Origin of the sequence: Pantoea sp. A4 (assembly GCF_000295955.2) — a bacterium.
Classification (GTDB): Bacteria; Pseudomonadota; Gammaproteobacteria; order Enterobacterales; family Enterobacteriaceae; genus Pantoea; species Pantoea multigeneris.
This window is the reverse complement of record NZ_ALXE01000066.1, coordinates 1-26,101: the sequence shown is the minus strand read 5'-3', so window position 1 is coordinate 26,101 and position 26,101 is coordinate 1. Positions and strand designations below refer to the sequence as shown.

The window sequence follows — 26,101 nt, the reverse complement described above, 5'->3', positions numbered from 1 at the left end:
CGGCTGACGGCGAACGGGTTCAGGTGGTGGGTGGTCGATTCAGGCAAGCACCTGTAGCTGCTGGGTAAATTCCAGCTCAATAAACTCTGCGGGTCTGAGCGGCGCCAGGGCGACACGAATGCGCATCATCCCCTGAGCCTCGTCATCCTCACCCAGCGCTACCTGCACCTGGAAGGCCTGCTCCGGGGTCACGCCTTGTAATCCCCCCCGTTTCCACAGCAGGTAGAGGTAATTGCGGATGCCCGCCGTGGCCGCTTGCCAGCTACGTGGCCCGTTAAGTTCGAACACCAGCGGTTGGATTACCGCCTGGAGATCGCGCTGCACTGCGTTCAACAGCAGGCGTACCGAGATGAAGCGCCAGTTGAGATCCCTGGTGTCTGCGGTGCGGGCCCCGGCGATCACCGTGCCGGTGCGCGGCGACCACAGCAGCGGGTTAAAACCGGCTTGAGTGAGTTCCGCCTGCTGCGGCGGCGTGAAGTTATGGGTCGGCGCGGGACCCGTCAGTTGAATATTGGCCGGTGCTTTCCAGATGCCGCGTTCACGTTCCGTTTTGCAGAAGGCCCCGGCAACGCCACCGGAGGGGGCCAGGGTAATGAATCGTAGAATGCTGCTATCGAACTGGTCCGTGTTACGCCTGGCGGTGACATTGGCATATTGCTCTCTTTGCTTTTCATCATCGCTGACTTTAAGTTGTGCAAGGGTTTTACCGGTGCCGGCGAGCAGGGTGCTCTCTTCTTCCAGCTCACCGCCCGGCGCAGCAAACTTCAGTGCCGGTGTGTAGGTTGCCACTTGGCTGTTATCCGGCAGCGGTTGCGTGGTACCGGGATACGGCTGATGAGTAATCAGCATGGCTTGCGGGTTAATTGTTTGTAATAGCGGAAAAGCGGTTTGCATGGCCACGTTGGCCGGGTCATCAAGCGCCACGTACAGGGTAATATCATTATATTCCTGTAAGGAAGCCGCGATTGTTTCCCCTTGTGGCTCTCTGCCGCAGTGCATGACATAGCAAGGGCTGCCACCATTATCAAAATAACATTTGACCCCAGCGGCCCCCGTAGCGATGTCTGATGATTTAAGCACCACAATTTGATTATTCTCAGGTACCGGCACTGCAGCGAATGCCACCTCGTTTTCCACTGCGGAGGGGGATGCATCCAACGGCGACTCCTCTCCTTGTTTGCTATCACTCCCCTTTTCAACAATCGGTTCTCCCCAACCACTCGCTAAAACGATGGTGCGGGCAAACGGCACAAATTTCGCCTGAAAGGCCTGATAACTGTCGATCCATAGCGGTGCATTAACATTCTGGTCAGGATCGCCGCTATAGCCCAGAAAACATCCCAACAACAACGGCACATGACCACTCGCGGCGGCAGCCCCCTGGCTTGATGAATCCACTTCAGTAATACGCACACCAGGAATGTTACTCATAACAGCTCCTCATCATGATGGCGTATCACCCACCGTAACAGGACGGCGCGATTAGCCACGGGCAAAATATAAGTGTGATACGGCAAGAAAAGGGAAAAAGGGGCGGTGAAGCATGAGCAGCCGGTGAACACCGCCCAAAACAGCGTGATTACGCGACGGCTAACAGTTCCTGCGTAAACTCCAGGTCGATAAACTCCACCGGGCGCAGCGCAGCAAGACTGACGCGTACGCGCAGGATGCCGTTGTCGATATCCCCGTCTTGCAGCGCAATCTGCACCCGATAGGCCTCTTCTGGCGAGTTGCCAAACAGCCCGCCGCGTTTCCAGATACCGTGCAGATAGTTGCTGATACCGGCCACCACCGCTTGCCAGGTGGGGGCTGAGTTCGGCTGGAAGATGATCGGTGCCAGCATGGCGCTGACATCCCGTTCCACGGTGTTAAATAACAGGCGTACCGGGACGTAGCGCCAGTTGGTAATGTCGGGATTTGCGGAGGTGCGCGCTCCCATGATGGAAGTGCCCTTCTGCGACGACCACAAAATGGCATTGACCCCGACGCCGTTCAAGTCACCGTGTTCCCGGGCACTGATATTGTGCACTGGCGTGACCCCCACGAGCGAAACGTTCGCCGCTGCTTTCCACACTCCACGGTTGCGCTCGGTGGTGCAATACGCGCCAGCCACCGCAGCAACCGGCGAGAGGGTTAGCGAACTCACCGCTGAGAAATCCAGCGGAGCGAGTGCCAGATTGGCTTTTACAATGTGGTAGGTTGCCACAGTCATAGGCGAATCTCGCCAATCGGAAAGCAGCTTATTACCGAGGAAAATACCGCTTTCATTCACCACGTTTAAATTGCTCTCCAGCTTCAGTTCTGGTGTGTAACTGGCAGAAAATTCATTGTCAGGCATGACCGGGCCGGCCGGTGGCGTATCGCTGGTAAACGCTGCATGGGCAATAAACAGGGATTGCGGATTGTGCTGTTGAATCGCTGCAATACTGTCTTTAACAAGATCTTGCGCACTGGCATTCAAAGGCACATACAACGAGACTTCATCCAACTCTGCCGTGGCTTTTTCTAATTCCGTTTTTCCATCAGAAGCGCTTAAAGCGAGTAGGTAGCAAGCGCCGCCTCCGTTTGAAAAATAACTGGCCACTGCGGCAGCGGAATTATCATACAAATGAGTGGCGATAACTTTAGTTGGGCTGCCGCTGGTAAAAGGCACCTCAGTGGCCGCATTCACCGCCACGCTATCCGCCTCTTTGGTCGCTTTTTTACTTTTTTTAACTTCTACGGCGCCTGCCTCTTCACCGTTTTCTCCATCACTGCCTTGGGGAGGAGGAGAGGAAGCTGCTTCACCCCATGCCTCCGCCAGTTTAACAATCAGCGGAGCCGCCACGAATTTTTCCGCAAACTCAGCATAGTTAGCCACATAGACTGCCCCATCTGCCGCCTTTGCCTGCGTTCCGTCCTTTTTCCAAAAGGCCCCCACCAAAAGCGGCACCAGGCCGCTCATGCCCGCAGCACCCACCGAAGGGGTGTTGCTTTCAATAATTTTCACTCCGGGATTTCTATTCATGATCGATCCTCATGAAAAGGCGCGTGATCACGCGCCACTGGCAACTTGTTGGCTAAACTCCAGCACGATAAATTCCGCCGGACGCACCACCGCAATACCGATACGCGCTTTGAGGATGCCGTTATCAATATCGGCCTGAGTCATGGTCACCCCCAGCCCCACCTGAATAAAGAAGGCCTCTTCCGGCGAATTCCCCTGTAACGCGCCTTTTTTCCACAGGTTGTAGAGGTAGTTCTCTACGGCGGCACGCACCGCTTCCCATGTTGCCTGGCCGTTGGGTTCAAACAGCACCGATTCCAGTGCCCGGCCAATATCGCGCTCTGCCATATCAAAGGTACGGCGCACCGGGACATATCCCCACGCATTGCCGCCAATGGTCAGCGTGCGAGCGCCCCATAGCAGCAGGCCGCGCCCTTTGAATTCGCGCAGAATATTGACGGATTTGGTGGTGTGGTTTGCGCTGGTAAACAGGGCTTGCGTGGCTGCCCCAACTTTAACCAGCGGGCTCAACCCTGAAGCGACCGCCGCATTTGCCGGGGCTTTCCATGGGCCTACGCTATTGTCGGTCCGACAGATGATGCCCGCTGCGACAGCACTTGGCGCGACATTCGCAATTTTTGTCACCCCTGGAATACTCCAGTTGGCTTTCAGCCATGGGTAATAAACCGCCGCATGCTCCGTAGCCTGAATACCGCTTAGCGCGCTTTCAAGCTCATCTTTGACATCCCCTTTTGACTCCTCCGGCCCGTCCAGCAGAGCAAAACGTCCACTTCCCTCTGCGGTGAACTTAAGAATCTCAGCCGTTGCTGTGTCCTGACCCGCCTGTACCACCAGGGTGACATCGGGCAATTTTTCCAGCCATTCGAGCTTATCTCGAGGCAGCAGATAACAATAACCGCCACCATTATCAAAATACGCTTTAAGGGCTGGCAACGTATGTCGATCCCATGCAGGGGTATCTGCGGCTTTGGCACTCGTGCCGATGGCATCGGTAAGGCGAGGATGATGTGCTGGCCCGCCGCGAGAACGGCGTGAAAACAGGCTAACAACGGCACGCGGCGAGTAGTAGGCCGCCCCCTCCGACTTGGTTCCGCTGGCGGAGAAATAACTGAGTACATCCGCAAACGAATTGAGCAAAGCAGGTTTTTCGCCTAATGCTTCCCACCAACGTACAGATTTCGCTTCGCCGTCCAGAATCACCGGTACTGCCGTCGCCGAGCTGCTGATGCTAAATGAGGGTAAATCCACCTCATCCACATACACGCCCGGCGCTTTTGGTAAAGTAAATACAGCCATATAACCTCCAGAAGGTTAAGCAGTACATTACAGGGCGTGGCATTCCACGGTGAGACGGTCGGCATTCAGAGTGATCTGCTTCGCTGCCACTTCATTGCTGGAAGCTTCGAGGCTTGGCCCGGTAATCCCGGTTGGGAAGCAGTTGAAGACGTTCCAGGTGACGTAGAGCTTTTTGCCGGATTCATCCGTCAGACTGATTGCGATATCTTTTTTGCCATCTGCGTGGTTGGCGTAGTTATACAGCCACTCATACAGCTTGCACTCGCCAGGGAAGATCGCCTGAGAAAGGGTGATAGAAGGTAACTGAATACGCGTGATATTGCGGAACAATCCGCCCATACCATCGCGGTATTCATAGCTTTCATACTGTTGGTCGAGGCCGCTCACTGAACTACAGCGGATCACATCGCCGTCGATGGTGACAGTGAAGCGAAAACCGGGAACCGGATAACTTGCATCAATGATATCAGTGGTATCTGCCATGGTTATTTCTCACTTTGCAGGTTTGAACGTATCCGCTGCCTGTTGGCAGTTGGGATGGATGAACAACATTGATTTCACGAGGTCCCGGTGGCTGACCTCAGGGGGACTAATTGCGACAGGTTATTGTTAGAAGCGAATCTGGAATCTTGTGCGATCACAGAATCGGGGTGGATCCCTGGTAGTGGCGCCATTACGCCGAGCACCTGCTCAACGCTGATAAACTTCGAACAGGAAAACTGTGCACTGGTGCCCTTGTGACGTGGACACCAGAAAAAATCTTTTCGATCAAATTGATAGCGCGTGTCATTCCAGCAGCTATTGCAAACGTGGGGGTTAGTGACCCGATAGGGTGTGGCAAACTCGGTCGCTGGATTGCTAAATCCGCTGATCATCACCACCGGTGTGCCTGCGGTCCAGGCCAGCCAGGAGAGCCCGCTACTGAGGCCGACAAAAAATTCCGCATGCATCAACCAGCGCAGGCGCTCGCTTAGGGGGCGGTTGCCGGTTTCGTCTTCAGCGCCATGGGGAATGTGAGTCCAGGTGAGATCGCGCCCTACCGTGGTCGCCTGGTCGATGCAGATCACCCGATAACCACGATCTTTAAGCTCCCGCACCAGTTGTATCCAGCCAGTGGGATTGTTCCAGTATTTACACTGCGAGGTAGACTGAACGCCGATACAGACGTAAGGCTCCGCAATCGGCCGACTGATGTCGGCCAGCCTGAACTGTGCGGGGTTTTCATCTGGGACAAGGCCAAGAATAGCGCTGGCAATGTGGTGTAGCGGCGTTTGTTGACCTTCAACCGGGCAGTATTCCCCCTGCGTACCCCCTATACCTGCATTCAAATAGTAGGTGGCGTAATAGGCGGTTTCATCCGGTTCAGACAGGTCAATAAAGCGAATTTGCGGATAGTTGCTGGCGAAAACGTCGTGGAAGCGTGCCGCGACACGGACCGTGAGACGACACTGATGGCGTATCTGAAAACGCATCACTGAGGGCAGCCAGGCAAGGGTATCCCCCAGGGTATCTTCGGGGATTTGTATCAGCACCTGTTGCTGAAACAAATCCATGACGTGCAAAAAGACAATTTCATCGTCTTTCTGCACCTGAAAAGCAAATGGCACGTAGTATTTGTGTTTGCTCTCGACCATACCTCCTGGCACCGCAGTATCACCAAACACATGATAATTCTGGATATCCACTACGCGTACGCGCCAGTTACCTTCGGGTAGGTGAATACGGCAACCATGATTAAAGTCAAACAAAATGCCGGTCCCCTCTGCGCCCTGCTGGGTCGGCAGTTCTGGAACGGGGGCGTATGGAGACTTTTCAAGATCAGTATCAGAAGCCGCGGCGTACGACGCCTCTGGTGCTGAATCTTCGACGTGATCGGGTTGCGGACGACTTTCAGGCGATGGAAATGCAGCGTTAACAGGCGTAAAAAAACTCATATTTCACCTTTATTTTTAAATAGGGCAGGTTATTTTTTCTGCTTGTTGAGTTTTTATTTGCAGGTTTATTAAAAGTATTTTAGGCAGACTACCGTCCTCAGACATTCAAGCTGATTTTTGGTAATTTTTTTCTTGCAATAAAGTACATTCCTGGCGAGCGCCAGATATAAACAATTGAGTAGATCATGAGCCCGCGAGAAGTTGCGGACAGTGATAATATTAACCAGGTTTCTTAATTCAGCAAGCAGGTAAGACAATAAATAGGACAAACAAATTTAACTGCATGATTTTTAATAAAAAAAAATAATTTATTGGTAGTTGAAAAATGTGACACAGGCGTCAATTATAATAAAATCATGGCAAAGCAATGGGTTAGAATGACCTATAGTTACTGTCTAAATAGCCGTTTTATCCATATTTTTTAAAAAAATCCTTAGTAATCAACACCTATAAATCCTTTATTAGGATAAAACTCATTCAATTAATGCCATTTAATCCATATCTCAGGATCACGGTAAGCCTTAGCAACTCACAATCATATGAGGGAATACTCAAGGCTTATTTCAATATGATTAAAATCACATGAATGAACTGGCAGGAATGATAAATAAGATTAGTCTCATTTTAATGTCAGAATCAGCGGCTGCAGCTACGCCTGCCGCCGTTCAACGTAATAGTACTGAGGGTGATGGGGAAAAGCATGTTTGAGGCGTATTTTGAAGGTTAAACAAACTGCACGCCTAACCGTAATGTTAATGCGGTTTAAGTCGTCGGTGCTCAGATGCAGGCAAATGATCTGGAAAGGTGATGAGGAACAAGGAAGGAAAAACAAAAAAACCGCCCTTGGGCGGTCACGACATTACTACATATTGCTTTGATTTTATTCAGCTTTTACATTGGTGCCCGGGGCGGGACTTGAACCCGCACAGCCATAAGCCGAGGGATTTTAAATCCCTTGTGTCTACCGATTTCACCACCCGGGCATGGGTGTAAAGTGGAGGCGCGTCCCGGAGTCGAACCGAGGTAAGCGGATTTGCAATCCGATGCATGGCCACTCTGCCAACGCGCCTTTATTCTTTTTGCCATCAGGTGGTTACCTGAATGACTTAATCTGGAGCGGGAAACGAGACTCGAACTCGCGACCCCGACCTTGGCAAGGTCGTGCTCTACCAACTGAGCTATTCCCGCAATTCAGTATTACTATTCAAATTTCTTAGCCGAGCTAAGCATCGAACTTACTGATTTTGTTTATCTTTCGGAAGCTGTGCTGCCGTTCGATGCGTTGCATTCTACTGATTCGACACAGTGAGTCAACAGAAAGATTCACGCACTGTGTCTGTTTGCTGCTTTTTAAATCGCTTCGATCACTGTTCAAACAAATCACGGCGTGAAGCGCTTAAATATTGATACATTGACCAGAAAGTCAGTACTGCAGCAACGTACAACAGCAACACCCCAAAGCCGACCACGGTGGCATCAGGACGCCATAACAGAGCAACCAACGCCAACATCTGCGCCATGGTTTTCACTTTACCGATCCACGAAACCGCTACGCTGCTCCGTTTACCGATTTCCGCCATCCACTCACGCAGGGCAGAGATGATGATTTCGCGCGCGATCATCGTGGCGGCAGGCAGAGTGATCCACCAGGCATGAAAATATTCGGCCACCAGCACTAAGGCAATCGCCACCATCACTTTATCCGCGACGGGATCAAGAAACGCCCCGAAACGGGTGGTCTGCTTCCAGCGACGCGCCAGAAAACCATCAAACCAGTCGGTAATGGCGGCAATCACGAAGATCAGGGCCGTCGCCATTGAAGCCCAGTGAAAAGGCAGGTAAAAGGCCAGTACAAAGAAAGGAATCAGTACCACGCGGAACAGGGTAAGGTATGTAGGGATGTTAAATTGCATATGCCAGTAACTGCCTGGTTATGAGTAGAATTTAACGTATGTTCCTACATTGCCCCCCCTGTTTCAATGCTAGTGTTTGAGCGAATAGAAGATTTTTTCCGCCAGTGCGGTAGAGATCCCAGGAACGTTAGCAATTTGTTCAATACTGGCGTTCATCAGAGGCTGTAATCCCCCCATGTACTTAAGCAGTTGTTGACGCCGTTTCGGTCCGACACCCTCAATACTCTCCAGCGCACTGGTGTTTTTCTCTTTGGCACGTTTCTTACGGTGGCCAGTGATGGCGTGGTTATGTGCATCATCACGGATGTGCTGAATCACATGCAGCGCCGGATCATCCGGCGGCAGTGCTATCCCCTGCCCTTCCGCTTCAAAGAACAGGGTTTCCAGCCCGGCCTTACGATCGCTGCCTTTAGCGACCCCCAGCAGTATCGGTTGGCTTTTATCCCACGGCACGTCCAGCTCGGCAAACACCTGCTTCGCTTGCGCCAACTGCCCTTTACCGCCGTCAATTAAGATGACATCGGGAATTTTATCGGCTTCCAGCGCTTTGCCATAACGACGGCGTAGCACTTGATTCATCGCCGCGTAATCATCCCCCGGCGTGATGCCACTGATGTTATAGCGCCGATAGTCAGCGCGCAGTGGCCCGTTGGCATCAAACACCACGCAGGAAGCAATGGTCTGCTCGCCCATGGTGTGGCTGATATCAAAGCACTCCATACGCTGCACTTTTTCCAGCTTGAGGAAATGCGCCAGCGCAACCAGACGTTGTTGGATGGTCGAACGCTGAGACAGCCGTGTAGTGAGGGCAGTCGCCGCATTGGTACGCGCCAGTTTGAGATAACGAGCGCGATCGCCGCGCGGTTTGCTCTGAATATTCACCCGCCTGCCGGCCACTTCGCTCAGGGAATCCGCCAGCAGTTCGCGCTCGGGTAAGCTAAAGTCGAGCAAAATTTCCGTCGGCAAGCTACGAGCTTCACTGCCTTGCAGATAAAACTGGCCGACAAAGGTTTGGACCACTTCAGCCAGAGTGGTATCCGCCGGGACTTTTGGGAAATAGCTGCGGCTGCCAAGGACTTTACCCTGACGAATAAACAGCACGTGTAAGCACGCCATACCCGCATCGAAGGACACCCCCATCACATCCAGATCATCCCCCTGATTGGAGACGAACTGTTTTTCGGTAATGCGGCGCACGGCGAGGATTTGATCGCGCAAGCGTCCCGCCTCTTCGAAGCGCAACTCCTGGCTGGCCTGCTCCATCCGTTTCACCAGTTGGTTTAACACCTGGTCATCTTTCCCGGCCAGGAAGAGCCGCACGTAGTCCGTCTGCTGACGATACTCCTCCTCGCTCACCAGCCCGCTGACGCAGGGGCCAAGGCAGCGGCCAATCTGATATTGCAGACACGGGCGCGAGCGGTTGCGATAGACGCTATTTTCACACTGGCGGATGGGGAACACTTTCTGCAATAGCGAAAGCGTTTCTCGCACCGCATAGCCATTCGGGAACGGGCCAAAGTATTCGCCTTTGGCATGTTTCGCCCCACGGTGCATCGCCAACCTCGGGTGCTCATCGGCGCTGAGAAAGATATAAGGATAGGATTTGTCGTCCCGCAGCAGCACGTTATAACGCGGCTGATAGAGCTTAATATAGTTGTGCTCCAGCAGCAGGGCTTCGGTTTCGGTGTGGGTGACCGTGACATCGATTTGCTGAATGTTGCTGACCAGCGCTTCAGTTTTGCGGCTGGCCTGCTGTGCGCGGAAATAGCTGCTGAGGCGTTTTTTGAGATCTTTGGCTTTTCCGACATAAATCACCGTGCCCGAAGCATCATACATCCGGTAGACACCGGGCTGGCTGGTGACGGTACTGAGAAACGCCTGGGGATTAAACTGGTCGCTCACTACTGATTAACGGCTCCGCATTGAACAAGCCATGACGAATGGCCAGATGCGTTAACTCTACATCACCACTGATATTCAGCTTACTGAACATGCGGTAGCGATAGCTGTTAACGGTTTTGGGACTGAGGTTTAGCTGTTCAGAAATTTCTGTCACCTTTTGCCCTTTGGTGATCATCAGCATAATCTGCAATTCCCTTTCCGACAAACAGCTGAACGGGGATTCTGCCTTTTGCGGCTCAATCTGGCTCAGGGCCATCTGCTGGGCGATATCTGACGCAATGTAGCGTTGCCCAACGTGGACGGTGCGAATCGCATTCACCACTTCCTGTGGCGCAGCACCTTTGCTGAGATAGCCTGCCGCACCCGCCTGCATCACCTTGGCCGGTAATGGGTTTTCGGTGTGAATGGTCAACATGATAATTTTGCTGTCTGAGTTGAGACGCATAATTTTGCGCGTCGCCTCTAACCCACCGATACCCGGCATATTCATGTCCATCAGAATCACATCGGCTTGGTGAGTACGGCACCATTTTACGGCATCCTCACCACAGCAAGCTTCTCCGACAATAGTAAGACCTTTGATATCTTCCAGTATGCGGCGGATACCGGCGCGTACCAGTTCATGGTCATCAACAAGAAGCACAGTGATCAACAGGAGGCACTCCAGAAGTCAGAGGGGGCATGGGGCCAGCATTTCGTGGCAGGATTATAGCGTTTTTAAGCCAGAATGCACATCGGTGTGCCGTTTTATCTTGCACGTAGCTTATGTATAACCGCCCAATTTAGGGTGATATACTCGCGCCCGTAACTGAGAGTGAGTTTGCCTTTGTTATTATTTCACCAAGGAGAATAGTGATGAGTAATGAAAATTTTGCCACTTCTGACGATCCACAAGTGCTGGCGCAAGAAGTTGCCTTCCTGAAGTTGATGGTCACACATATGCTGAAAGCCATTGGTCAGGCAGATGCGGGCAAGGTAGTCATCAATATGGAACGTTACGTGAAAACGTTAGGCGACCAGCCTGAAGCTGAAGTGTTTACTAACACCATCCAGCAGATCAAAACGGCCTATCGTCAGTAATGCAGATCGCCCCCAGCAATGGGGGCGGTAACCGATTAACGGCGAGATTGCCAGTTAAGGGAAACCCCCAGTGAAGGCAGCACCTCTTCTGGGCTAAAGCGTCTGGCACCACGATATTTTTCTGCCAAAGCCGGCTGTTTGACCGGAATACGAATGGCAAACAGGTTGTCCTCCGAACGGATCAGACCTGGCGTCAGTGGCTCATACTCCACATTATGTGAACTGAACATTTTTTCCAGCATCGGCGTCGCTGAGCTGATAATACTCTCAATCCCGTTCTGCTCTGAAATCTGAACTGCATGCCAGAGTAGCGTCAGCGGCAATTCGCTGGACACGTCCAGCCGCGCAGAAAAGCGCGACATTTCCCATACTGATTGCTGCTCAAAAGGAATGACGACGCCGTCATATTCCGGTTCTTTCCACGGCATCAGCCGCGCGCAACCGCAGATCCCCTCACGTGCTGACCATGCCAGCAACCATGTGACATCTGAGCGGTCATATTTATCGTACTCCTGCCCTGGCGTGCTGAGTCTCGGCGGTATCGACCAGCCTTCACCACGCGCAAATACGCTGTAGCGATAAGCACCGAGCTCCGCCAGCAAAGAGGATGGCATGTCCTTAAACTGGGTTTGAATTATTTTGATCATCAGCCCTGACTTCCCCTTGTTTGCACTGTTTTCATTGCGCCAGCCTGGCATATGTTCCGGCGCAGGTTAGACAACTGGTTTCCACTTAGGAACTACTAACTCTGGTAGTTGCTTTTTGGCTAAATCAGGCCAGTTGCTGCGGCGTAACAGGCAATTTGCGTTTTATTGGAAACATTAAATCGCTTCTGCATATTTTTCTGATGAAAGTTCACTGTATGCTCAGAAATCGCCAGTATCAGAGAAATTTCCACTGCCGTTTTACCTTCGGCGGTCCATTTCAGTACTTCAAGCTCGCGCTGACTAAAGTCATTGTTCAGTACCAGCATCGCGCTATCAGAAAAACGCTCCAGCACACTCAGGCTCAAATCCGCCAGATAATGTAGCTGAGCCTCTAACTCATGCTGTAACTCACTGGTTTTAATCAGCTGTGCCGAAGACATCGACAGTATACCTAAGGCACGGTTCGCCGCCATGGCTGAGCAGGAAAAACCACTCTGCAAGCCAAACTGATTCGCCTCCTGCCATAAATTACCACTTTCGCGAAAAAGTTCAGCGCTCCATGCCACGCCAATCCCGGTGCGTTGGCAAACCTGTAATACAGGATCGGACTGAAAATAATTCTCTTCTTCGTAGCGTTTAATCCATGCCTGCGGGTAAGTGCTAAAAAGAAATAGGCGTTGTCGTGTAAAAGGCACCGGGTGTTGAATCAGAAAGGCATAATTCTCAAATCCCAACGCTTCTGTTTGTTGCTGTAATGCAGCTTCAAGGTCTGCAGAGGCGGTTATCTCATGAAATGTCTTATGTACTTCACGCCGCCATAAAAAAAAAGTGTCTATTGTCATATCGCCTCAGCGTTCTCCTCACGCCCTATCTGGTTTTCCATTTTTGTAAGTAAAAATTTAAATTATTATGAGTAAAAATATTTATTAAAATGAGGCGATTGCTGTGTGGTCTTCGCCCATTCAGGAGAATAAGATTTTTCTGATGGTGTTGCAATCCTGATATAGCTGCTAATTTTTTATCTGAACGATAAAAATTAACTTTCAACTTTAACTAAAATGAGAACGTCAGGTTAATGTTTTAAGAAACACTGGGTTATCGGCAGCCGTGCCTTTTGCGGCAACATTTTTACCGAAGCGCGGGCTGTACCCACTTTCCTTAGCGGCATTCATGGCAGGATAGCCAGGCGTGCAGGCGGCGCTGCCTGAGCTCAATAGCAGTACGTTGTGTGGTGTTTTGACCGTCTCTTTCAGCCCTAAACGGCGGGTTCCCCGTAGGTGAGATAGCAATGTTAAATCAGCTGGCGTTACCATTTTTAATCACTGGTCTCTGTACTGCTTTAATGATACTTAAGGATATTTTCCGCTTTCGCCATCCGGTTACCGTGATGAATGTCATCTGGCCATTGACCGGATTGTATATGCCGTTTATTGGCTGGGTTGCCTGGTGGTATCTGGGGCGTAAACCCGGTCGGCAGATCCGACTAAAACAATTGATTCCGCAAGCAATTAATCGCAACAGCGGTTGGCAAACCATTTTTGTTTCCACGTCGCTTTCCGCCGCGGCCTGTATTCTGGCTGAAGTAATAACAATACCGATAGTCACTGCTCTTAATTATTTTTCTATTTACCCGGCACTCTGGCATGAAGCTTTAATTACACTGCCGCTGTGTTTATTTGTCGGATTATTTTTTCAGTTCCTGGCGATTCGTCAACGTGAAGGCTATTCATTCTGGCGCGTGCTCGGGCTGGCCTGTAAAACTGAAATCTTTCCGCTGCTAATTTTTCAGGCCGGTGTTTTTCTGTTTATGGCACTGGCGTTAAAATATGTGTTGAATCAGGAAATTAATCCCTTACTGACGCATTTCTGGTTTATGTTGCAACTCGCCATTCTGACCGGTTTTGTCTTTTCCTGGCCCGCCAGCCATTTTGTGATTAAGCGCGGGCTGACCCCCGTAGCCTGACGGCCTGGCTGTTGCCGTGCGGTAACAGCCCTTCTCTCTTCATCCCCCCTGAAAGCATAAATCCCATTACTTGATGCGGGGTAATCGTTTGCTTTTCGGAACTGGCTCACATCCTGTGAATAGCGGTACGAACCAAACTGACAGGCGGCTCACACAGAGGAAAATAGCATTACCCGTTGCTGCCTCTTTTCCTCTATCTTATGCAATCCTGCACTATTCCGCAGGTATTATGGGCTTATCAGCCAGCAGAGCTGACACAACATCAAACAGGATACTTATTGTATGGTAGACCAGTCAAAAGAGACGCTGCTCACAGCAGAAGCACCCGAGAAGCTGCGGCGCAGCTTACATAACCGGCACATCCAGCTGATGGCCATTGGGGGCGCAATTGGCACCGGTCTGTTTATGGGTTCGGGAAAAACCATTAGCCTCGCCGGGCCATCTATCATTTTTGTTTATATGATTATCGGCTTTATGCTGTTTTTCGTCATGCGTGCGATGGGTGAGCTGTTACTGTCAAACCTCGAATATAAATCCTTCAGTGATTTTGCCGCCGATCTGCTCGGGCCCTGGGCAGGTTACTTTACCGGTTGGACTTACTGGTTTTGCTGGGTCGTTACCGGCGTTGCCGATATCGTAGCGATAAGCAACTATTTCCAGCTGTGGTTCCCTGACTTCTCGGTCTGGATGAGCGCCGCGTTGTGCGTGATTGTGTTCCTGAGCCTGAATATCGCCACCGTGAAGATGTTTGGTGAGATGGAATTCTGGTTTGCGATCATTAAAATCGTTGCGATTGTGGCACTGATTGTCGTCGGTATCGTCCTGGTGAGCATGCATTATGCCTCACCGAACGGCACCCATGCGGCACTGAGCAATATCTGGGATCACGGCGGGATGTTCCCGAAAGGCCTGAGTGGTTTCTTTGCTGGCTTCCAGATTGCGGTTTTTGCCTTCGTCGGGATTGAGCTGGTAGGCACTGCCGCCGCTGAGACGCACGATCCGCACAAGGTATTGCCACGAGCAATTAACGCCATTCCGATTCGCGTCATTATGTTCTACGTGTTAGCGCTGTGCGTGATTATGGCAGTAACGCCGTGGGATCAGGTGATTCCAGGCCGTAGCCCGTTTGTTGAGATGTTCCTGCTGACCGGCCTGCCTGCGGCGGCGACCATCGTGAACTTTGTGGTGCTGACCTCAGCGGCCTCTTCTGCCAACAGCGGTATTTTCTCCACCAGCCGTATGCTTTACGGCATGGCGGAGCAAGGCGTGGCCCACTCTTCATTTGCACGTCTTTCTCCACGCGCTGTCCCTACGCGCGGCCTGTTTTTCTCGTGCCTGTGCCTGATTGGCGGTGTAGCCCTGATTTACCTGATTCCGAATGTCATGACGGTGTTCACCCTGGTGACCACGGTTTCCGCCATTCTGTTTATGTTTGTCTGGACTATTATTCTGTGCAGCTATTTGGTGTACCGCAAGAAACATCCACAGCGTCATGCTGCCTCTACCTTTAAAATGCCACTCGGTACGCTGATGTGCTGGGTAGTAATGGCGTTCTTTGTGTTTGTACTGGTGCTGCTGACGCTGGAAGATGACACCCGTCAAGCGCTGATGGTCACGCCACTGTGGTTTGTGATCCTCGCCGTGGGCTGGCTGTTGCGCCGCCGCAAAGCATAAGATTTTTTATCGTATAAAAAACGCCTCAGCAATGAGGCGTTTTTTTTCGCTGAAGATCCGCTTAGCGAACGCGAATTCCCTCAATCACCATGCGTTGAACGTTCTCCACCGTTTGGGCAAAAAAGTGAGCATCCTGTAGCGTCTGACCGGTGATCGCCTCAACCTGACTGGCAAAATCAGCATAGTGCTGGGTTGTGGCCCACAGCATAAAAATCAGATGCTGGGGTTCAATTGGGGCCAGCTGCCCCTCTTCCACCCACTGGCGAATAATGGCGGCTTTATCATCCACCAACTGCTTTAAATCCCCGGCCAGCTCACCTTTTAACAGCGGCGCGCCCTGCAACATCTCAAGGCAAAACAGGCGCGATGCTTCAGGGTGATCGCGAGAAACCTCAAGCTTCAGCTCAATGTAGTTACGAATCGCGACCAGTGGCTGGTGGTCATGGCGTAACGCTCGCAACGGCGCTAGCCAGATATCCAAAATCTCTTTCAGCACTGCAATATACAGCGCCTCTTTTGAAGGGAAATAGTAAAGCAGATTGGTCTTTGAGACGTCCGCCCGCTCAGCGACCTTATCCAGGCTGGTGCCATGAATACCAAACTGGGAAAAAAAACTCAGCGCGGCCTGTAAAATCGCGCTGCGTTTTGCGGCGACAGCACGGGAACGGCGCGTCGGCATCTTTTCATCTGATTTCACTGTCAAACCTCATCCGTTCTGCTTGCGCGGCATCATAACAAAGCTGCCGCCTCCTGCCCATGCACCGAAACAGACCATCACTGCCTGAAAAACGTGCAATTTAATTTTACCAAATGGTCCAAAACAGACCACTCACTCCAGTTTACGACAACATAAAAAATTAACCACATGAAAAATAAAGATAAAAAATAACTGGCACAGGCCTTGCAACCATCAACCTGAGCGTTGCAGGACAGGAAGTCCGCAGGAGGCAGCGCGTGAAACGTTCCTCTCATTACTTACGAGGTTTCACATGAAAATTGGTGTCTTTATTCCGATTGGCAACAATGGCTGGCTCATCTCCACCCATGCGCCACAGTACAAGCCGAGCTTTGAACTCAATAAAGCTATCGTACTCAAGGCTGAACACTACCAGTTTGATTTCGCCCTCTCGATGATCAAACTGCGGGGCTTTGGCGGTAAAACCGAGTTTTGGGACCACAACCTGGAGTCTTTCACGCTGATGGCCGGGCTGGCCGCCGTCACTTCGCGAATTGAAATCTACGCCACTGCCGCCACCCTCACTTTGCCACCGGCCATCGTCGCACGCATGGCCGCCACGATTGACTCCATCTCCAATGGACGCTTTGGCGTCAACCTCGTGACTGGCTGGCAAAAGCCAGAATATGAGCAGATGGGACTGTGGCCAGGCGATGACTACTTTGCCAGTCGCTACAACTACCTGACCGAATACGTCACGGTACTCCGCGATCTGTGGGGTACAGGCAAATCTGACTTCAAAGGCGACTTCTTTACCATGAACGATTGTCGCGTCAGCCCGCAGCCGCAGAAACCGATGAAAGTGATCTGCGCCGGACAAAGCGATGCCGGTATGGCCTTCTCCGCACAACACGCAGACTACAACTTCTGCTTTGGTAAAGGCGTCAACACACCGGCTGCGTTTGCCCCTACTGCCAGTCGCATGTTGCAAGCGGCTGACAAGGCGGGCCGCGATGTCGGCTCCTACGTACTCTTCATGATCATCGCAGCCGAAAGCGACGAAGAAGCCCGTGCACGCTGGGAGCACTACAAAGCCGGTGCGGATGAGGAAGCGCTCGCCTGGCTGACGACACAAAGCCAGGTGGACGCAAAATCAGGCAGCGACACCAACGTACGCCAGATGGCTGACCCCACTTCGGCCGTCAACATCAATATGGGCACCCTGGTGGGCTCCTACAGCAGTGTTGCCCGCATGCTCGACGAAGTCGCTACTGTCCCCGGCACCGCAGGCGTACTGCTGACCTTTGATGATTTTTTAGCGGGTATTGACGCCTTTGGGCAACACATCCAGCCCTTGATGCAGTGCCGCAGCGCGCTGCTATCACCAGAAAAAGAGGTGGCATGATGACAACGGTTTACTGCGCGCACAGCAGCACCTTACCGCAAAAAGAGCTCCCCGCCCGGCCAGAGGCCATTGCCTTTCCGCCGCAACAGACCGCGCTGATTGTGGTGGATATGCAAAATGCTTACGCCACTGAAGGGGGCTACCTGGATCTGGCTGGATTTGACGTCTCCGCCACGCAACCGGTGATTGCCAAAATCCAGCAGGCGGTCAGCGCCGCGCGGGCGGCGGGTATCCAGATTATCTGGTTCCAGAATGGCTGGGACAGTGACTACGTCGAAGCAGGCGACGGCGGTTCGCCCAACTTCCACAAATCTAATGCACTGAAAACCATGCGTAAACACCCTGAGCTGCAAGGCACGCTGCTGGCGAAAGGTAGCTGGGATTACGCGCTGGTGGATGCGTTAGTGCCACAAGCCGGTGACATCGTATTGCCGAAGCCACGTTACAGCGGCTTCTTCAACACGCCACTCGACAGCATGTTACGCAGCCGTGGCATCCGTCATCTGATCTTTACCGGCATTGCGACCAATGTCTGTGTGGAGTCGACGCTGCGTGATGGCTTCTTCCTCGAATACTTTGGTGTGGTACTGGAAGATGCCACCTATCAAGCCGGTCCGGCCTTTGCTCAGCAGGCCGCGATTTTCAATATCGAAACCTTCTTTGGCTGGGTATCGACTGTCGATACCTTCTGCGAAACCCTGAAAAACTAAACTTGTAAGGAATACACAATGCCTAAAAGCGTCATTATCCCACCAGGAACCTCCGCGTCGATTGCCCCTTTCGTTCCCGGCACCTTCGCCGATGGCGTGCTGTATGTCTCTGGCACCTTACCGTTTGATAAACAAAATAACGTCGTCCACGTTGGCAATGCCGCGGCACAAACGCGCCATGTGCTGGAAACCATCAAAAGCGTGGTGGAAACCGCCGGAGGCAGCATGGAAGATGTCACCTTCAACTCCATCTTCCTCACCGACTGGAGCAACTACAGCGCCATTAATGAGGTGTATGCCGAGTTCTTCCCAGGGGAAAAACCCGCACGTTACTGCATTCAGTGCGGTCTGGTAAAACCTGATGCGCTGGTAGAAATCGCCAGCGTCGCGCACCTCGGTCGCCCGGAGGTGTAATGCATATTGAAATCCACGGATTACAGGCCATTGATGCACCTACGCTGGTGCTCTCCTCTGGACTGGGCGGGGTAAGCGGCTTTTGGCAGCCGCAGCTTGCCGCGCTCTGCGAGCGCTATCGCGTGGTGTTGTATGACCAGCGCGGAACCGGTCGCAGCGCGGATGCGATCCCGGAAGGCTACAGCCTGCCGATGATGGCAGCTGAGTTGGCCACTGCGCTGGCGCAACAAGGTATTGAGCGCTACAGCCTGATTGGTCATGCGTTGGGCGGGCTGATAGGGCTGCAACTGGCGCTTGATTATCCGCAACAGTTGGAACGGCTGGTGGTGATTAACGGCTGGATAAGCCTGCATCCCCATACGCAACGCTGCTTCCGCGTACGCCAGGATCTGCTGCTGAATGTGGGCGTGGAAGCCTTTGTTCGCGCCCAGCCCCTGTTTCTTTACCCCGCAGAGTGGATGGCGCAGCATCAGCGCCGACTGGCGGAGGAAGATGCACATCTGGTGCAGCATTTTCAGGGAACCGAAAACCTGCTTCGTCGCCTGCATGCACTGATGCAAGCTGACTTTAGCGCGGTAATCAACCAAATTGATCACCCGGTCTGGATCGTCGCCAGCCAGGACGATCTGCTGGTGCCATGGAGTTGTTCCGATGCACTGGCACGGGCGCTGCCTAATGCCAGCCTGCACTATATGCCTTCCGGTGGACACGCCATGAGCGTAACGGAACCGGAAACCTTTAATCGACTGCTGTTGCAGTGGCTATCCGTCACCTCAGCACTCCCGGTATAACTTCCCTCTCTGGAGGCACACTATGGCTGGCTCTTGGTTTCCGCAGTGGCAAAAAAAATCGGCAATCAGTGACAATGGCGTGATTGCTCCCGATGAAACCCTGCCGTTCGGGCAGACCATGGTGATGGGGCTGCAACATGCCGTGGCGATGTTCGGCGCTACCGTCTTAATGCCCCTGCTAATGGGGCTGGACCCCAACCTGGCGATCCTGGTCTCTGGAATAGGCACCTTGCTGTTCTTTGTGGTCACTGGCGGGCGCGTACCGAGTTATCTCGGTTCCAGTGCGGCCTTTGTGGGGGTAATCATTGCGGTAACCGGGTTTAATGGCCAGGGGTTAAATCCACAGCTGGGCCTCGCGCTGGGCGGCGTGATTGCCTGTGGCCTGCTCTACAGCCTGATTGGCGCGATTGTGATGAAAGTAGGAACCGGCTGGATAGAACGCCTGATGCCTCCGGTTGTCACCGGGGCCGTTGTCATGGCGATTGGGCTGAACTTAGCGCCGATTGCGGTTCACAGCGTTGCCGCCAGTAGTTTTGATAGCTGGGTGGCGGTAATGACGGTGTTGTGTATCGGTTTGGTGGCCGTATTCACCCGGGGTCTGGTGCAACGACTGCTGATTCTGGTGGGATTAATTATCGCCTGTGCGCTGTATGCGCTGCTCACTAACGGCCTGGGGTTAGGTAAGCCGGTGGATTTTAGCCTGGTGGCAGCCGCCCCCTGGTTCGGCGTACCGCATACCACCACGCCACAATTCGACTGGCAGGCCATCGTGATGATAGCGCCAGTGGCGGTCATTTTAGTGGCAGAAAACCTTGGCCATCTCAAAGCGGTGGCCGGGATGACCGGGCGCAATCTTGATCCGTGGATGGGACGCGCATTTGTGGGCGATGGTCTCGCGACCATGATCTCAGGTGCCATTGGCGGCAGCGGTGTCACCACCTATGCGGAAAATATTGGCGTAATGGCCGTGACCAAAGTTTACTCTACGCTGGCATTTGTGGCGGCGGCAGTGATTGCGCTGGTATTAGGATTTTCGCCGAAGTTTGGCGCATTAATCCACACCATTCCCGGTCCTGTGATTGGTGGGGCATCGATTGTGGTGTTCGGCCTGATTGCCGTGGCAGGGGCGCGGATCTGGGTTCAGAACCAGGTCGACTTTAACCAGAATGGCAACCTGATTATGGTGGCCACCACGCTGGTGCTCGGTGCCGGGGATTTTGCCCTGAAAATTGGCAGCTTTACGCTGGGTGGGATTGGCACCGCGACCTTTGGTGCCATCCTGCTCCATGCTCTGCTGCGCAAGCGAGGCATGATGTTAGAGAAAGCGCGGAACGCGCTTTAATCCTGTAACGGGGCGTCACTCTCTGCGCCCCGCTTTTTTCGTTTCAGCTTCAGCTCGCTGACGATCACACCACAAACAATCAGCGCCCCACCCAGCAATGCTGCGGCGGGTAACCGTTCTCCGGCAATACGCCCAACCACGCCAGCCCACACCGGCTCTCCGGCATAAATCACGGTGGCACGGGTGGGTGAAACGCTGCGCTGCGCCCAGTTCATGGTGATCTGAATCAGTGCGCTGGCTGCGCCCAAACCGATGGCACTAAAAATCACGGCCGAATTAAACGGCGGAATACTCTCCCCATTTGGCAGCATGAAACAGAAGGCCGCCAGAGAGGCCACCGCCAGTTGGATCAGCGTTACGCGGCGCACATCCACTTTACCGGCATAGCGACTGATGAGGATGATCTCAAACGCAATGGCGATGGTGCTGAACAGCGTGGCGATCTCTCCCTGATTCAGCCCCAGTTCGCCATCTTGTGGCCCTGAAATCAGCAGCAGGCCGCCAAACGCCAGCATGATTCCGCACCACGACATTAGCCCCGGAGCGCGGCGCAGCAAGAGCCACTGCAACAACGGCACCACCGGCACATACAGCGCGGTAATAAAGGCGGACTGGCTGCTGCTGATGGTTTGCATACCATAGGTCTGCAAACCGTATCCGCCTGCAATGGACAAGCCAATCAAGCTACCGGCTTTAATCTCCTGCCAGGTCATGCCGCGCAAATAACGGCGAAAACAGAGGGCCAATAGCAGCGAAGAGACGGCAAAGCGCACGCCGACGAAGAAAAATGGCCCGCTGAATTGCATCGCGCGGTGCACCACCAGAAAGGTGCCGCCCCAGACCATAGTAATAAGAATAAGCACCAACTCCTGGCGAGTAATGCCAAAGGAGAGTGAACGCGAAGGTTGAGCCATACATCACCAGAAAAGTAAGAAGGTAGCCATTGTGCGCATAGCCAGGGGGAAAAGCAAACCGCGCATTTTTTAGCCAGCCGCCCTACCTCGGGCGGCAACTCGGGCTGGCTCTTCTATACTGAGATTTTGACCTCCAATAACCCTCCAGGGAGAAAGCAATGGCCAAAATCTTGGTGCTCTACTACTCAATGTATGGACATATCGAAACCATGGCACAGGCGGTAGCCGAAGGGGCTCGCCGCGTCAGTGGTGCCGAGGTGGATATTTTGCGTGTCCCGGAAAGTATGGATGCAGAGCGTTTCGCCCAGGTAGGCGGAAAAGTGAATCAGGCTGCGGCGGAAGCCACACCGGAGATTCTGACGCGGTATGACGCCATTCTGGTCGGCACGCCGACCCGCTTCGGTAACATGGCGGGACAGATGCGTAACTTCTGGGATCGCACCGGCGGGCTGTGGGCTTCGGGTGCGCTGTACGGCAAAATCGCCAGCGTGTTTGCCTCTACGGGTACCGGTGGCGGTCAGGAGCAGACGATTACCTCGGTCTGGACCACCCTCGCCCATCACGGCATGGTCATTGTCCCGATTGGCTATGGCACCAAAGAACTGTTTGATATTTCACAGGTGCGCGGCGGTACGCCTTATGGTGCGACCACGCTGGCCGGTGGCGATGGATCACGTCAGCCAACAGAAGAGGAGCTCAATATTGCTCGCTATCAGGGCGAGTATGTCGCCGGGCTGACGGTGAAACTGAAAGGCTGAATTGATTAACAGGAGACAATAATGACCGATCCAAATAAAGCTCACCACGTGGCTGAATGGGCAACGATTCGTCAAACCTCACGGGAAATTGCCGAGGCGATTTTTGAAGTGGCAAAGTATGACGAAAAATTAGCAGAAGCGATCTGGGAGCAGCAGGGAAATAACGATGTGCTGGAACTCGCCTTTGCCAAAACCCAGGACGACGTGCTGACCTGGGACAATAAAACCATCGAACGTAGAAATGTCTGATTTGCCTGGCAGAGAGACGATTGCGTCTTTCTGCCTTTCGTCATAAATCCCCCCCTTCTGATGACCACGGAGCGAGATATGTCTGGCTATAAAAGTGTGAATCCCGCCACCAATCAGCTACTAAAGCAGTTCCCCGACCACCAGGATGAGGCCGTTGAGGCGGCACTGGCACAGGCGGATCGGCTGTACCACTCTGCCTGGAGTAAAGGTGAGATCCAACCGCGCCTGCAGGTGCTGGAAAAACTGGCCGACCTGATAGAGAGCCGGGTTGAGGCGCTGGCCGTGATTGCCAGCCAGGAAATGGGAAAATTAATTGCTCAAAGCCGTGGTGAAGTCAAAATCTGCGCGCAAATTGCCCGTTACTACGCGCGGCAAGCAGCACAACAGCTCCAGCCGCAACCCTATGCCAGCGAACTCGGTGACGCCTGGATTGAGTATCACCCGATTGGCGTCATTGTGGCGGTTGAGCCCTGGAATTTCCCCTATTACCAGCTGATGCGCGTGCTGGCACCTAACCTGGCGCTAGGTAACCCGGTGTTAGCGAAACACGCTAACAACGTGCCACAGTGTGCGGAAGCCTTTGCTCAGTTGGTGGAGGAAGCCGGTGCCCCGGCTGGGGCCTGGACCAATCTGTTTATCTCTAATCAACAGGTTGCGGATTTGATCGCCGACGACAGGGTTCAGGGTGTCGCCTTAACCGGCTCTGAGCGTGCGGGCAGCGCGGTGGCACAGCAAGCGGGCAAATATCTGAAGAAATCGACGCTGGAGCTCGGCGGTAACGATGTCTTTATGGTGATGGACGATGCAGATATCCACGAGGCTGTACGTCAGGGTGCCCAGGCGCGGCTGAGCAACTGCGGCCAGGTTTGTACCGCGGCGAAACGCTTCATCCTGCATCAGGATATCGCAGCCCCCTTTTTACAACAGCTGCGGGATGCCTTTGCTGCGGTGACGCCGGGCGATCCGCTCGATGAAAAAACCACGTTGGGACCGCTCTCCTCGGCTGAGGCCCATGAAAGGCTGATCAAACAGGTGAACAATGCCATCGCCCACGGGGCAACGGTTGAGTATGGCGGTAAGGCGATTGCTGGCGTGGGGTGCTATTTCCAGCCTACCATTCTGACTGGCATCACGCGTGATAATCCGGCCTGGTTTGAAGAGTTTTTTGGCCCGGTTGCGCAGGTGTATGTGGTGGCAAGTGAGGCTGAAGCGGTAGCCCTTGCCAACGACTCGCACTACGGACTGGGTGGATCAGTCTGGACACGGGACATCGCCCGGGGCCGACGACTCGCATCACAAATCGAAACCGGTATGGTGTTCATTAACTCACAAAGTGATACCGCTGCCGAACTGCCGTTCGGTGGCGTGAAACGCTCGGGTTATGGTCGTGAACTGTCGGATTTAGGCATTAAAGAGTTTGCCAACCAAAAGCTGGTGGTGATCAGCGGCGGGTAAAGAAAAAACAGGCACAACCGAGGTTGTGCCTGTAGGTGACTTATTGTGATGATGCAGTAGCGGCTTTGTTCGCCTCTGGCGCTGCGCTGGTAGCAGCAGGTGCCGGAGTGCCCGCATCTTGCTTCTCAGCGGTGGCTTTTGCTTTTTCGTTCGCTGCCGCTTTTTCAGCAGCCGCTTTCTCAGCAGCGTCTTTTTCCGCTGCGGCTTTATCTGCGGCAGCCTTTTCAGCTTTGCGCTTCTCTGCGGCTGCTTTGTCCGCTTTCTGCTTCTCAGCGGCAGCTTTATCGGCTGCAGCTTTATCGGCTGCGGCTTTCTCTGCGGCCGCTTTGGCTTCCTGAGCCTGCGTCGTGGCCGCCTGATCGGCACTTAACTTTTGCAACGCGCTAGGATCGGCAGTGGCCGATTGCGGGGCAACAGGCGCGGCAGGCTGCATGGCAGTCCCTTGTAACGCGCCGTTCAGCGCCTGATTAAACTGCTCCCAGCTACAGTAGCCATTAGCATCTGTTGGGCATCCGGCTAACTGCAACGTCACGCGCTTAGGCGGATTCTTCAGGCTCAGCACATCGGCATCACGCAGCTGATCGGCGGTCTGATAGACATACTCCAGTTTCAGCAGGTCTTTGTTGTTTTTCTTGTCGTGCCAGCGCTCAAATACCACCTGACCGCCAATCGGCGTTTTTTCAAACTGGCCCGGCAAGGTATAAGGCTTGACCTGAAGCGCACTCAGCAGTGACGCGATATTTGAGTCATGTCCGACCATCACGGTGACTTTTGGTGCGTTCGCGCTGTCCTGATCAATCAGCTGGCTGCGAATATAATCTGCCAGCGGGGCGGCCACTTCGCGCGCCACTTCTGGCGTGCTAAACAGCGCGTCCTGATAGCCATTTTTCAGCGCGGAGAGCTCCTGCCACTGTTCAGCGGTTTTGATCTGTCCCCAGGCAACCTGATCCGCCGGGAAACCTTCGTAATACTGCAAGGTAAAGGCATCCATCAGCGAATTGGCGACTTTCAGTGGCCCATTGACGTTCGGCTCTTTGCCGTTATCTGCGCTGAAGGTGTTGTTACCGTTTTCCAGATCACACTGCTTTTTATCTTTGCAGGCCGGTGCGGCTTTGTAATCCACCAGTTTTTCCAGCCGCTGGTAAGCCGGTTTCAGAGAAAGCTGCTCATTAGCAGCGGTCATGGCCGCCAGGGCTTTCTTATTGAAGTCTGGATTATCGTTGGTGATCACCGGATTGAACACCGGGTCCATGGTGCCCATCTCATCCTGATGCGTGACCGGAATATCACAGCCTGGGAAAGCACCATTAACAAAGAACTGGGCCGTCGCGACGGTACGCTGCAAGCTGTTGGCATACACGAAGACATTGTTGCTGTCCGGGCAAACGCCGTTCTGTACCAGGCCTTGCTGTGCCAGCCACTGACGGGTGTAATTCCCCATGTAGACTTCCAGCACGCCACCTTTGGTGGTCAACTGGCCGCCGGGTACATCCCATTGCGGCCAGCTCTTTTTAGTCGACTGTTCCAGCACGCTACCGTTGTCTGCAAGCGGTGCCCTGATATTGTGGCGACTTAGCAGCAAAACCTGCTGCAACTGCATATCGCTCTCAGCCGCCTGCGCCGCAAACCCAAGGGGTAAAGTGGCGATCACCGACAGTGCGCAAAGACTCAGTTTCTTGATCATTGTGCCTATTCCATTTGTTCATTGTGAAACACACTGGCTTTCAAACGAGGAGCTCGTCTTATAACAGCGAATTGCCGCCTAGTGTAACGTAGCCAGCAGCAAAAATGTGCCAGAGCTGCAAAAACAGTTACAGGACTATAGCAGAGATGGGCCCCTGTGGGGCAAGGGATCTGGGCCTGTGCAGGCATTGGGGTGAAATTCAGACAGGGGATAATTTACTGCGCACAAAAGCAAACGGGCCAGCACATTGTGCTAGCCCGTAAAATGTGGCGGAGGAACAGAGATTC

General features: G+C 53.2%; 24 protein-coding genes and 3 tRNA genes. 11 read left to right on the top strand and 16 right to left on the bottom strand.

All coding sequences use genetic code 11. From position 1 onward, the window contains the following. Positions 1-39: 39 nt before the first annotated feature. The 11 genes from B880_RS25725 to uvrY form a co-directional block, all read right to left on the bottom strand. Positions 40-1,431 carry a phage tail sheath C-terminal domain-containing protein gene (locus B880_RS25725; protein ID WP_017349786.1) on the bottom strand — a complete coding sequence of 464 codons (1,392 nt, stop codon included), beginning with the start codon at positions 1,429-1,431 and terminating at the stop codon, positions 40-42. A 148-nt stretch (positions 1,432-1,579) separates the two neighbouring features. After that, entirely contained in the window at positions 1,580-3,007 is a 1,428-nt protein-coding gene (locus B880_RS0122865; protein ID WP_017349785.1) for a phage tail sheath C-terminal domain-containing protein, read from the bottom strand. 27 nt (positions 3,008-3,034) lie between these two features. Continuing rightward, positions 3,035-4,303, bottom strand: coding sequence for a phage tail sheath family protein (locus tag B880_RS0122860; protein WP_017349784.1), 1,269 nt, complete (start codon positions 4,301-4,303; stop codon positions 3,035-3,037). A gap of 27 nt (positions 4,304-4,330) precedes the next feature. After that, positions 4,331-4,786: a phage tail protein gene (locus B880_RS0122855; protein ID WP_017349783.1), complete on the bottom strand. Its 456-nt coding sequence runs from the start codon at positions 4,784-4,786 to the stop codon at positions 4,331-4,333. 74 nt (positions 4,787-4,860) lie between these two features. Continuing rightward, complete coding sequence (locus tag B880_RS25450) at positions 4,861-6,237, bottom strand: autotransporter strand-loop-strand O-heptosyltransferase (RefSeq protein ID WP_017349782.1); 1,377 nt, start codon at positions 6,235-6,237, stop codon at positions 4,861-4,863. Positions 6,238-7,134: 897 nt separating this feature from the next. After that, positions 7,135-7,220 (bottom strand) — tRNA-Leu (locus B880_RS0122845). A gap of 12 nt (positions 7,221-7,232) precedes the next feature. Next, positions 7,233-7,306 (bottom strand) — tRNA-Cys (locus B880_RS0122840). Between the two features lie 43 nt (positions 7,307-7,349). Further along, positions 7,350-7,425, bottom strand: a tRNA-Gly gene (locus B880_RS0122835). Positions 7,426-7,601: 176 nt separating this feature from the next. After that, a complete protein-coding gene (pgsA, locus tag B880_RS0122830) occupies positions 7,602-8,150 on the bottom strand; it encodes a CDP-diacylglycerol--glycerol-3-phosphate 3-phosphatidyltransferase (protein WP_017349781.1) in 549 nt (182 codons plus the stop codon). Positions 8,151-8,219: 69 nt separating this feature from the next. Beyond that, complete coding sequence (uvrC, locus tag B880_RS0122825) at positions 8,220-10,052, bottom strand: excinuclease ABC subunit UvrC (RefSeq protein WP_017349780.1); 1,833 nt, start codon at positions 10,050-10,052, stop codon at positions 8,220-8,222. After that, complete coding sequence (gene uvrY, locus B880_RS0122820; protein ID WP_017349779.1) at positions 10,036-10,704, bottom strand: UvrY/SirA/GacA family response regulator transcription factor; 669 nt, start codon at positions 10,702-10,704, stop codon at positions 10,036-10,038. Before uvrY ends, uvrC begins: the two co-directional genes overlap by 17 nt. A gap of 203 nt (positions 10,705-10,907) precedes the next feature. On the opposite strand from uvrY, the gene B880_RS0122815 reads away from it, so the two are divergent. After that, positions 10,908-11,132, top strand: a complete 225-nt coding sequence (locus tag B880_RS0122815) for a DUF2594 family protein (protein WP_017349778.1) — start codon at positions 10,908-10,910, stop codon at positions 11,130-11,132. Between the two features lie 35 nt (positions 11,133-11,167). On the opposite strand, the gene B880_RS0122810 is transcribed toward B880_RS0122815, so the two are convergent. Both B880_RS0122810 and sdiA read right to left on the bottom strand, forming a co-directional pair. Next, on the bottom strand, positions 11,168-11,776 hold the full coding sequence (locus tag B880_RS0122810) for an acyl-homoserine-lactone synthase (RefSeq protein WP_026042857.1): 609 nt from the start codon (positions 11,774-11,776) through the stop codon (positions 11,168-11,170). 122 nt (positions 11,777-11,898) lie between these two features. After that, the gene (gene sdiA, locus B880_RS0122805; RefSeq protein ID WP_017349776.1) at positions 11,899-12,621 is read right to left on the bottom strand and encodes a transcriptional regulator SdiA; all 723 of its coding nucleotides are present in this window, start codon (positions 12,619-12,621) and stop codon (positions 11,899-11,901) included. Positions 12,622-13,121: 500 nt separating this feature from the next. Between sdiA and B880_RS0122795 the strand changes: the two genes are divergently transcribed. Continuing rightward, positions 13,122-13,742, top strand: a complete 621-nt coding sequence (locus tag B880_RS0122795) for a DUF4396 domain-containing protein (RefSeq protein WP_237761041.1) — start codon at positions 13,122-13,124, stop codon at positions 13,740-13,742. A 282-nt stretch (positions 13,743-14,024) separates the two neighbouring features. Next, positions 14,025-15,416 (top strand): D-serine/D-alanine/glycine transporter, encoded by a 1,392-nt coding sequence (gene cycA / locus B880_RS0122790; protein ID WP_017349773.1) that lies wholly within the window; start codon positions 14,025-14,027, stop codon positions 15,414-15,416. Between the two features lie 61 nt (positions 15,417-15,477). On the opposite strand, the gene rutR is transcribed toward cycA, so the two are convergent. Next, positions 15,478-16,113, bottom strand: a complete 636-nt coding sequence (gene rutR, locus B880_RS0122785) for an HTH-type transcriptional regulator RutR (protein ID WP_026042856.1) — start codon at positions 16,111-16,113, stop codon at positions 15,478-15,480. 292 nt (positions 16,114-16,405) lie between these two features. On the opposite strand from rutR, the gene rutA reads away from it, so the two are divergent. From rutA to rutG, 5 genes are read left to right on the top strand one after another with little or no spacing between them, the layout of a single operon-like run. Then, positions 16,406-17,497: a pyrimidine utilization protein A gene (gene rutA / locus B880_RS0122775; RefSeq protein WP_017349770.1), complete on the top strand. Its 1,092-nt coding sequence runs from the start codon at positions 16,406-16,408 to the stop codon at positions 17,495-17,497. After that, positions 17,497-18,207 carry a pyrimidine utilization protein B gene (gene rutB / locus B880_RS0122770; RefSeq protein ID WP_017349769.1) on the top strand — a complete coding sequence of 237 codons (711 nt, stop codon included), beginning with the start codon at positions 17,497-17,499 and terminating at the stop codon, positions 18,205-18,207. Before rutA ends, rutB begins: the two co-directional genes overlap by 1 nt. An 18-nt stretch (positions 18,208-18,225) precedes the next feature. Continuing rightward, entirely contained in the window at positions 18,226-18,621 is a 396-nt protein-coding gene (gene rutC, locus B880_RS0122765; protein ID WP_017349768.1) for a pyrimidine utilization protein C, read from the top strand. Then, positions 18,621-19,412 (top strand): pyrimidine utilization protein D, encoded by a 792-nt coding sequence (gene rutD, locus B880_RS0122760; protein WP_017349767.1) that lies wholly within the window; start codon positions 18,621-18,623, stop codon positions 19,410-19,412. Before rutC ends, rutD begins: the two co-directional genes overlap by 1 nt. Positions 19,413-19,434: 22 nt before the next feature. Next, on the top strand, positions 19,435-20,754 hold the full coding sequence (gene rutG / locus B880_RS0122755; protein ID WP_017349766.1) for a pyrimidine utilization transport protein G: 1,320 nt from the start codon (positions 19,435-19,437) through the stop codon (positions 20,752-20,754). On the opposite strand, the gene B880_RS0122750 is transcribed toward rutG, so the two are convergent. Then, the gene (locus B880_RS0122750; RefSeq protein WP_026042855.1) at positions 20,751-21,668 is read right to left on the bottom strand and encodes a DMT family transporter; all 918 of its coding nucleotides are present in this window, start codon (positions 21,666-21,668) and stop codon (positions 20,751-20,753) included. The two genes, rutG and B880_RS0122750, sit on opposite strands and share 4 nt — an antisense overlap. Positions 21,669-21,826: 158 nt before the next feature. Here B880_RS0122750 and wrbA point away from each other — a divergent pair, with 158 nt between their 5' ends. The 3 genes from wrbA (at position 21,827) to B880_RS0122735 (ending at position 24,130) form a co-directional block, all read left to right on the top strand. After that, positions 21,827-22,426, top strand: a complete 600-nt coding sequence (gene wrbA, locus B880_RS0122745; protein WP_017349764.1) for an NAD(P)H:quinone oxidoreductase — start codon at positions 21,827-21,829, stop codon at positions 22,424-22,426. A gap of 21 nt (positions 22,427-22,447) precedes the next feature. After that, positions 22,448-22,675, top strand: a complete 228-nt coding sequence (locus B880_RS0122740; protein WP_017349763.1) for a YccJ family protein — start codon at positions 22,448-22,450, stop codon at positions 22,673-22,675. 78 nt (positions 22,676-22,753) lie between these two features. Next, positions 22,754-24,130 carry an NAD-dependent succinate-semialdehyde dehydrogenase gene (locus B880_RS0122735; protein WP_017349762.1) on the top strand — a complete coding sequence of 459 codons (1,377 nt, stop codon included), beginning with the start codon at positions 22,754-22,756 and terminating at the stop codon, positions 24,128-24,130. 40 nt (positions 24,131-24,170) lie between these two features. Here the strand turns inward: B880_RS0122735 and agp are convergent, their stop codons facing one another. Next, positions 24,171-25,814, bottom strand: a complete 1,644-nt coding sequence (gene agp / locus B880_RS0122730) for a bifunctional glucose-1-phosphatase/inositol phosphatase (RefSeq protein ID WP_017349761.1) — start codon at positions 25,812-25,814, stop codon at positions 24,171-24,173. Between the last annotated feature and the right edge of the window lie 287 nt (positions 25,815-26,101).

Coding starts and splice junctions, on each gene's coding strand:
- pgsA (WP_017349781.1), bottom strand. CDS start 8,150: ATGCAATTTAACATCCCTACATACCTTACCCTGTTCCGCGTGGTACTG.
- agp (WP_017349761.1), bottom strand. CDS start 25,814: ATGATCAAGAAACTGAGTCTTTGCGCACTGTCGGTGATCGCCACTTTA.
- sdiA (WP_017349776.1), bottom strand. CDS start 12,621: ATGACAATAGACACTTTTTTTTTATGGCGGCGTGAAGTACATAAGACA.
- B880_RS0122735 (WP_017349762.1), top strand. CDS start 22,754: ATGTCTGGCTATAAAAGTGTGAATCCCGCCACCAATCAGCTACTAAAG.
- wrbA (WP_017349764.1), top strand. CDS start 21,827: ATGGCCAAAATCTTGGTGCTCTACTACTCAATGTATGGACATATCGAA.
- rutG (WP_017349766.1), top strand. CDS start 19,435: ATGGCTGGCTCTTGGTTTCCGCAGTGGCAAAAAAAATCGGCAATCAGT.
- B880_RS0122750 (WP_026042855.1), bottom strand. CDS start 21,668: ATGGCTCAACCTTCGCGTTCACTCTCCTTTGGCATTACTCGCCAGGAG.
- B880_RS0122740 (WP_017349763.1), top strand. CDS start 22,448: ATGACCGATCCAAATAAAGCTCACCACGTGGCTGAATGGGCAACGATT.
- rutB (WP_017349769.1), top strand. CDS start 17,497: ATGACAACGGTTTACTGCGCGCACAGCAGCACCTTACCGCAAAAAGAG.
- B880_RS25450 (WP_017349782.1), bottom strand. CDS start 6,237: ATGAGTTTTTTTACGCCTGTTAACGCTGCATTTCCATCGCCTGAAAGT.
- B880_RS0122815 (WP_017349778.1), top strand. CDS start 10,908: ATGAGTAATGAAAATTTTGCCACTTCTGACGATCCACAAGTGCTGGCG.
- B880_RS0122865 (WP_017349785.1), bottom strand. CDS start 3,007: ATGAATAGAAATCCCGGAGTGAAAATTATTGAAAGCAACACCCCTTCG.
- cycA (WP_017349773.1), top strand. CDS start 14,025: ATGGTAGACCAGTCAAAAGAGACGCTGCTCACAGCAGAAGCACCCGAG.
- B880_RS0122860 (WP_017349784.1), bottom strand. CDS start 4,303: ATGGCTGTATTTACTTTACCAAAAGCGCCGGGCGTGTATGTGGATGAG.
- B880_RS0122795 (WP_237761041.1), top strand. CDS start 13,122: ATGATACTTAAGGATATTTTCCGCTTTCGCCATCCGGTTACCGTGATG.
- rutD (WP_017349767.1), top strand. CDS start 18,621: ATGCATATTGAAATCCACGGATTACAGGCCATTGATGCACCTACGCTG.
- rutA (WP_017349770.1), top strand. CDS start 16,406: ATGAAAATTGGTGTCTTTATTCCGATTGGCAACAATGGCTGGCTCATC.
- B880_RS25725 (WP_017349786.1), bottom strand. CDS start 1,431: ATGAGTAACATTCCTGGTGTGCGTATTACTGAAGTGGATTCATCAAGC.
- B880_RS0122855 (WP_017349783.1), bottom strand. CDS start 4,786: ATGGCAGATACCACTGATATCATTGATGCAAGTTATCCGGTTCCCGGT.
- rutC (WP_017349768.1), top strand. CDS start 18,226: ATGCCTAAAAGCGTCATTATCCCACCAGGAACCTCCGCGTCGATTGCC.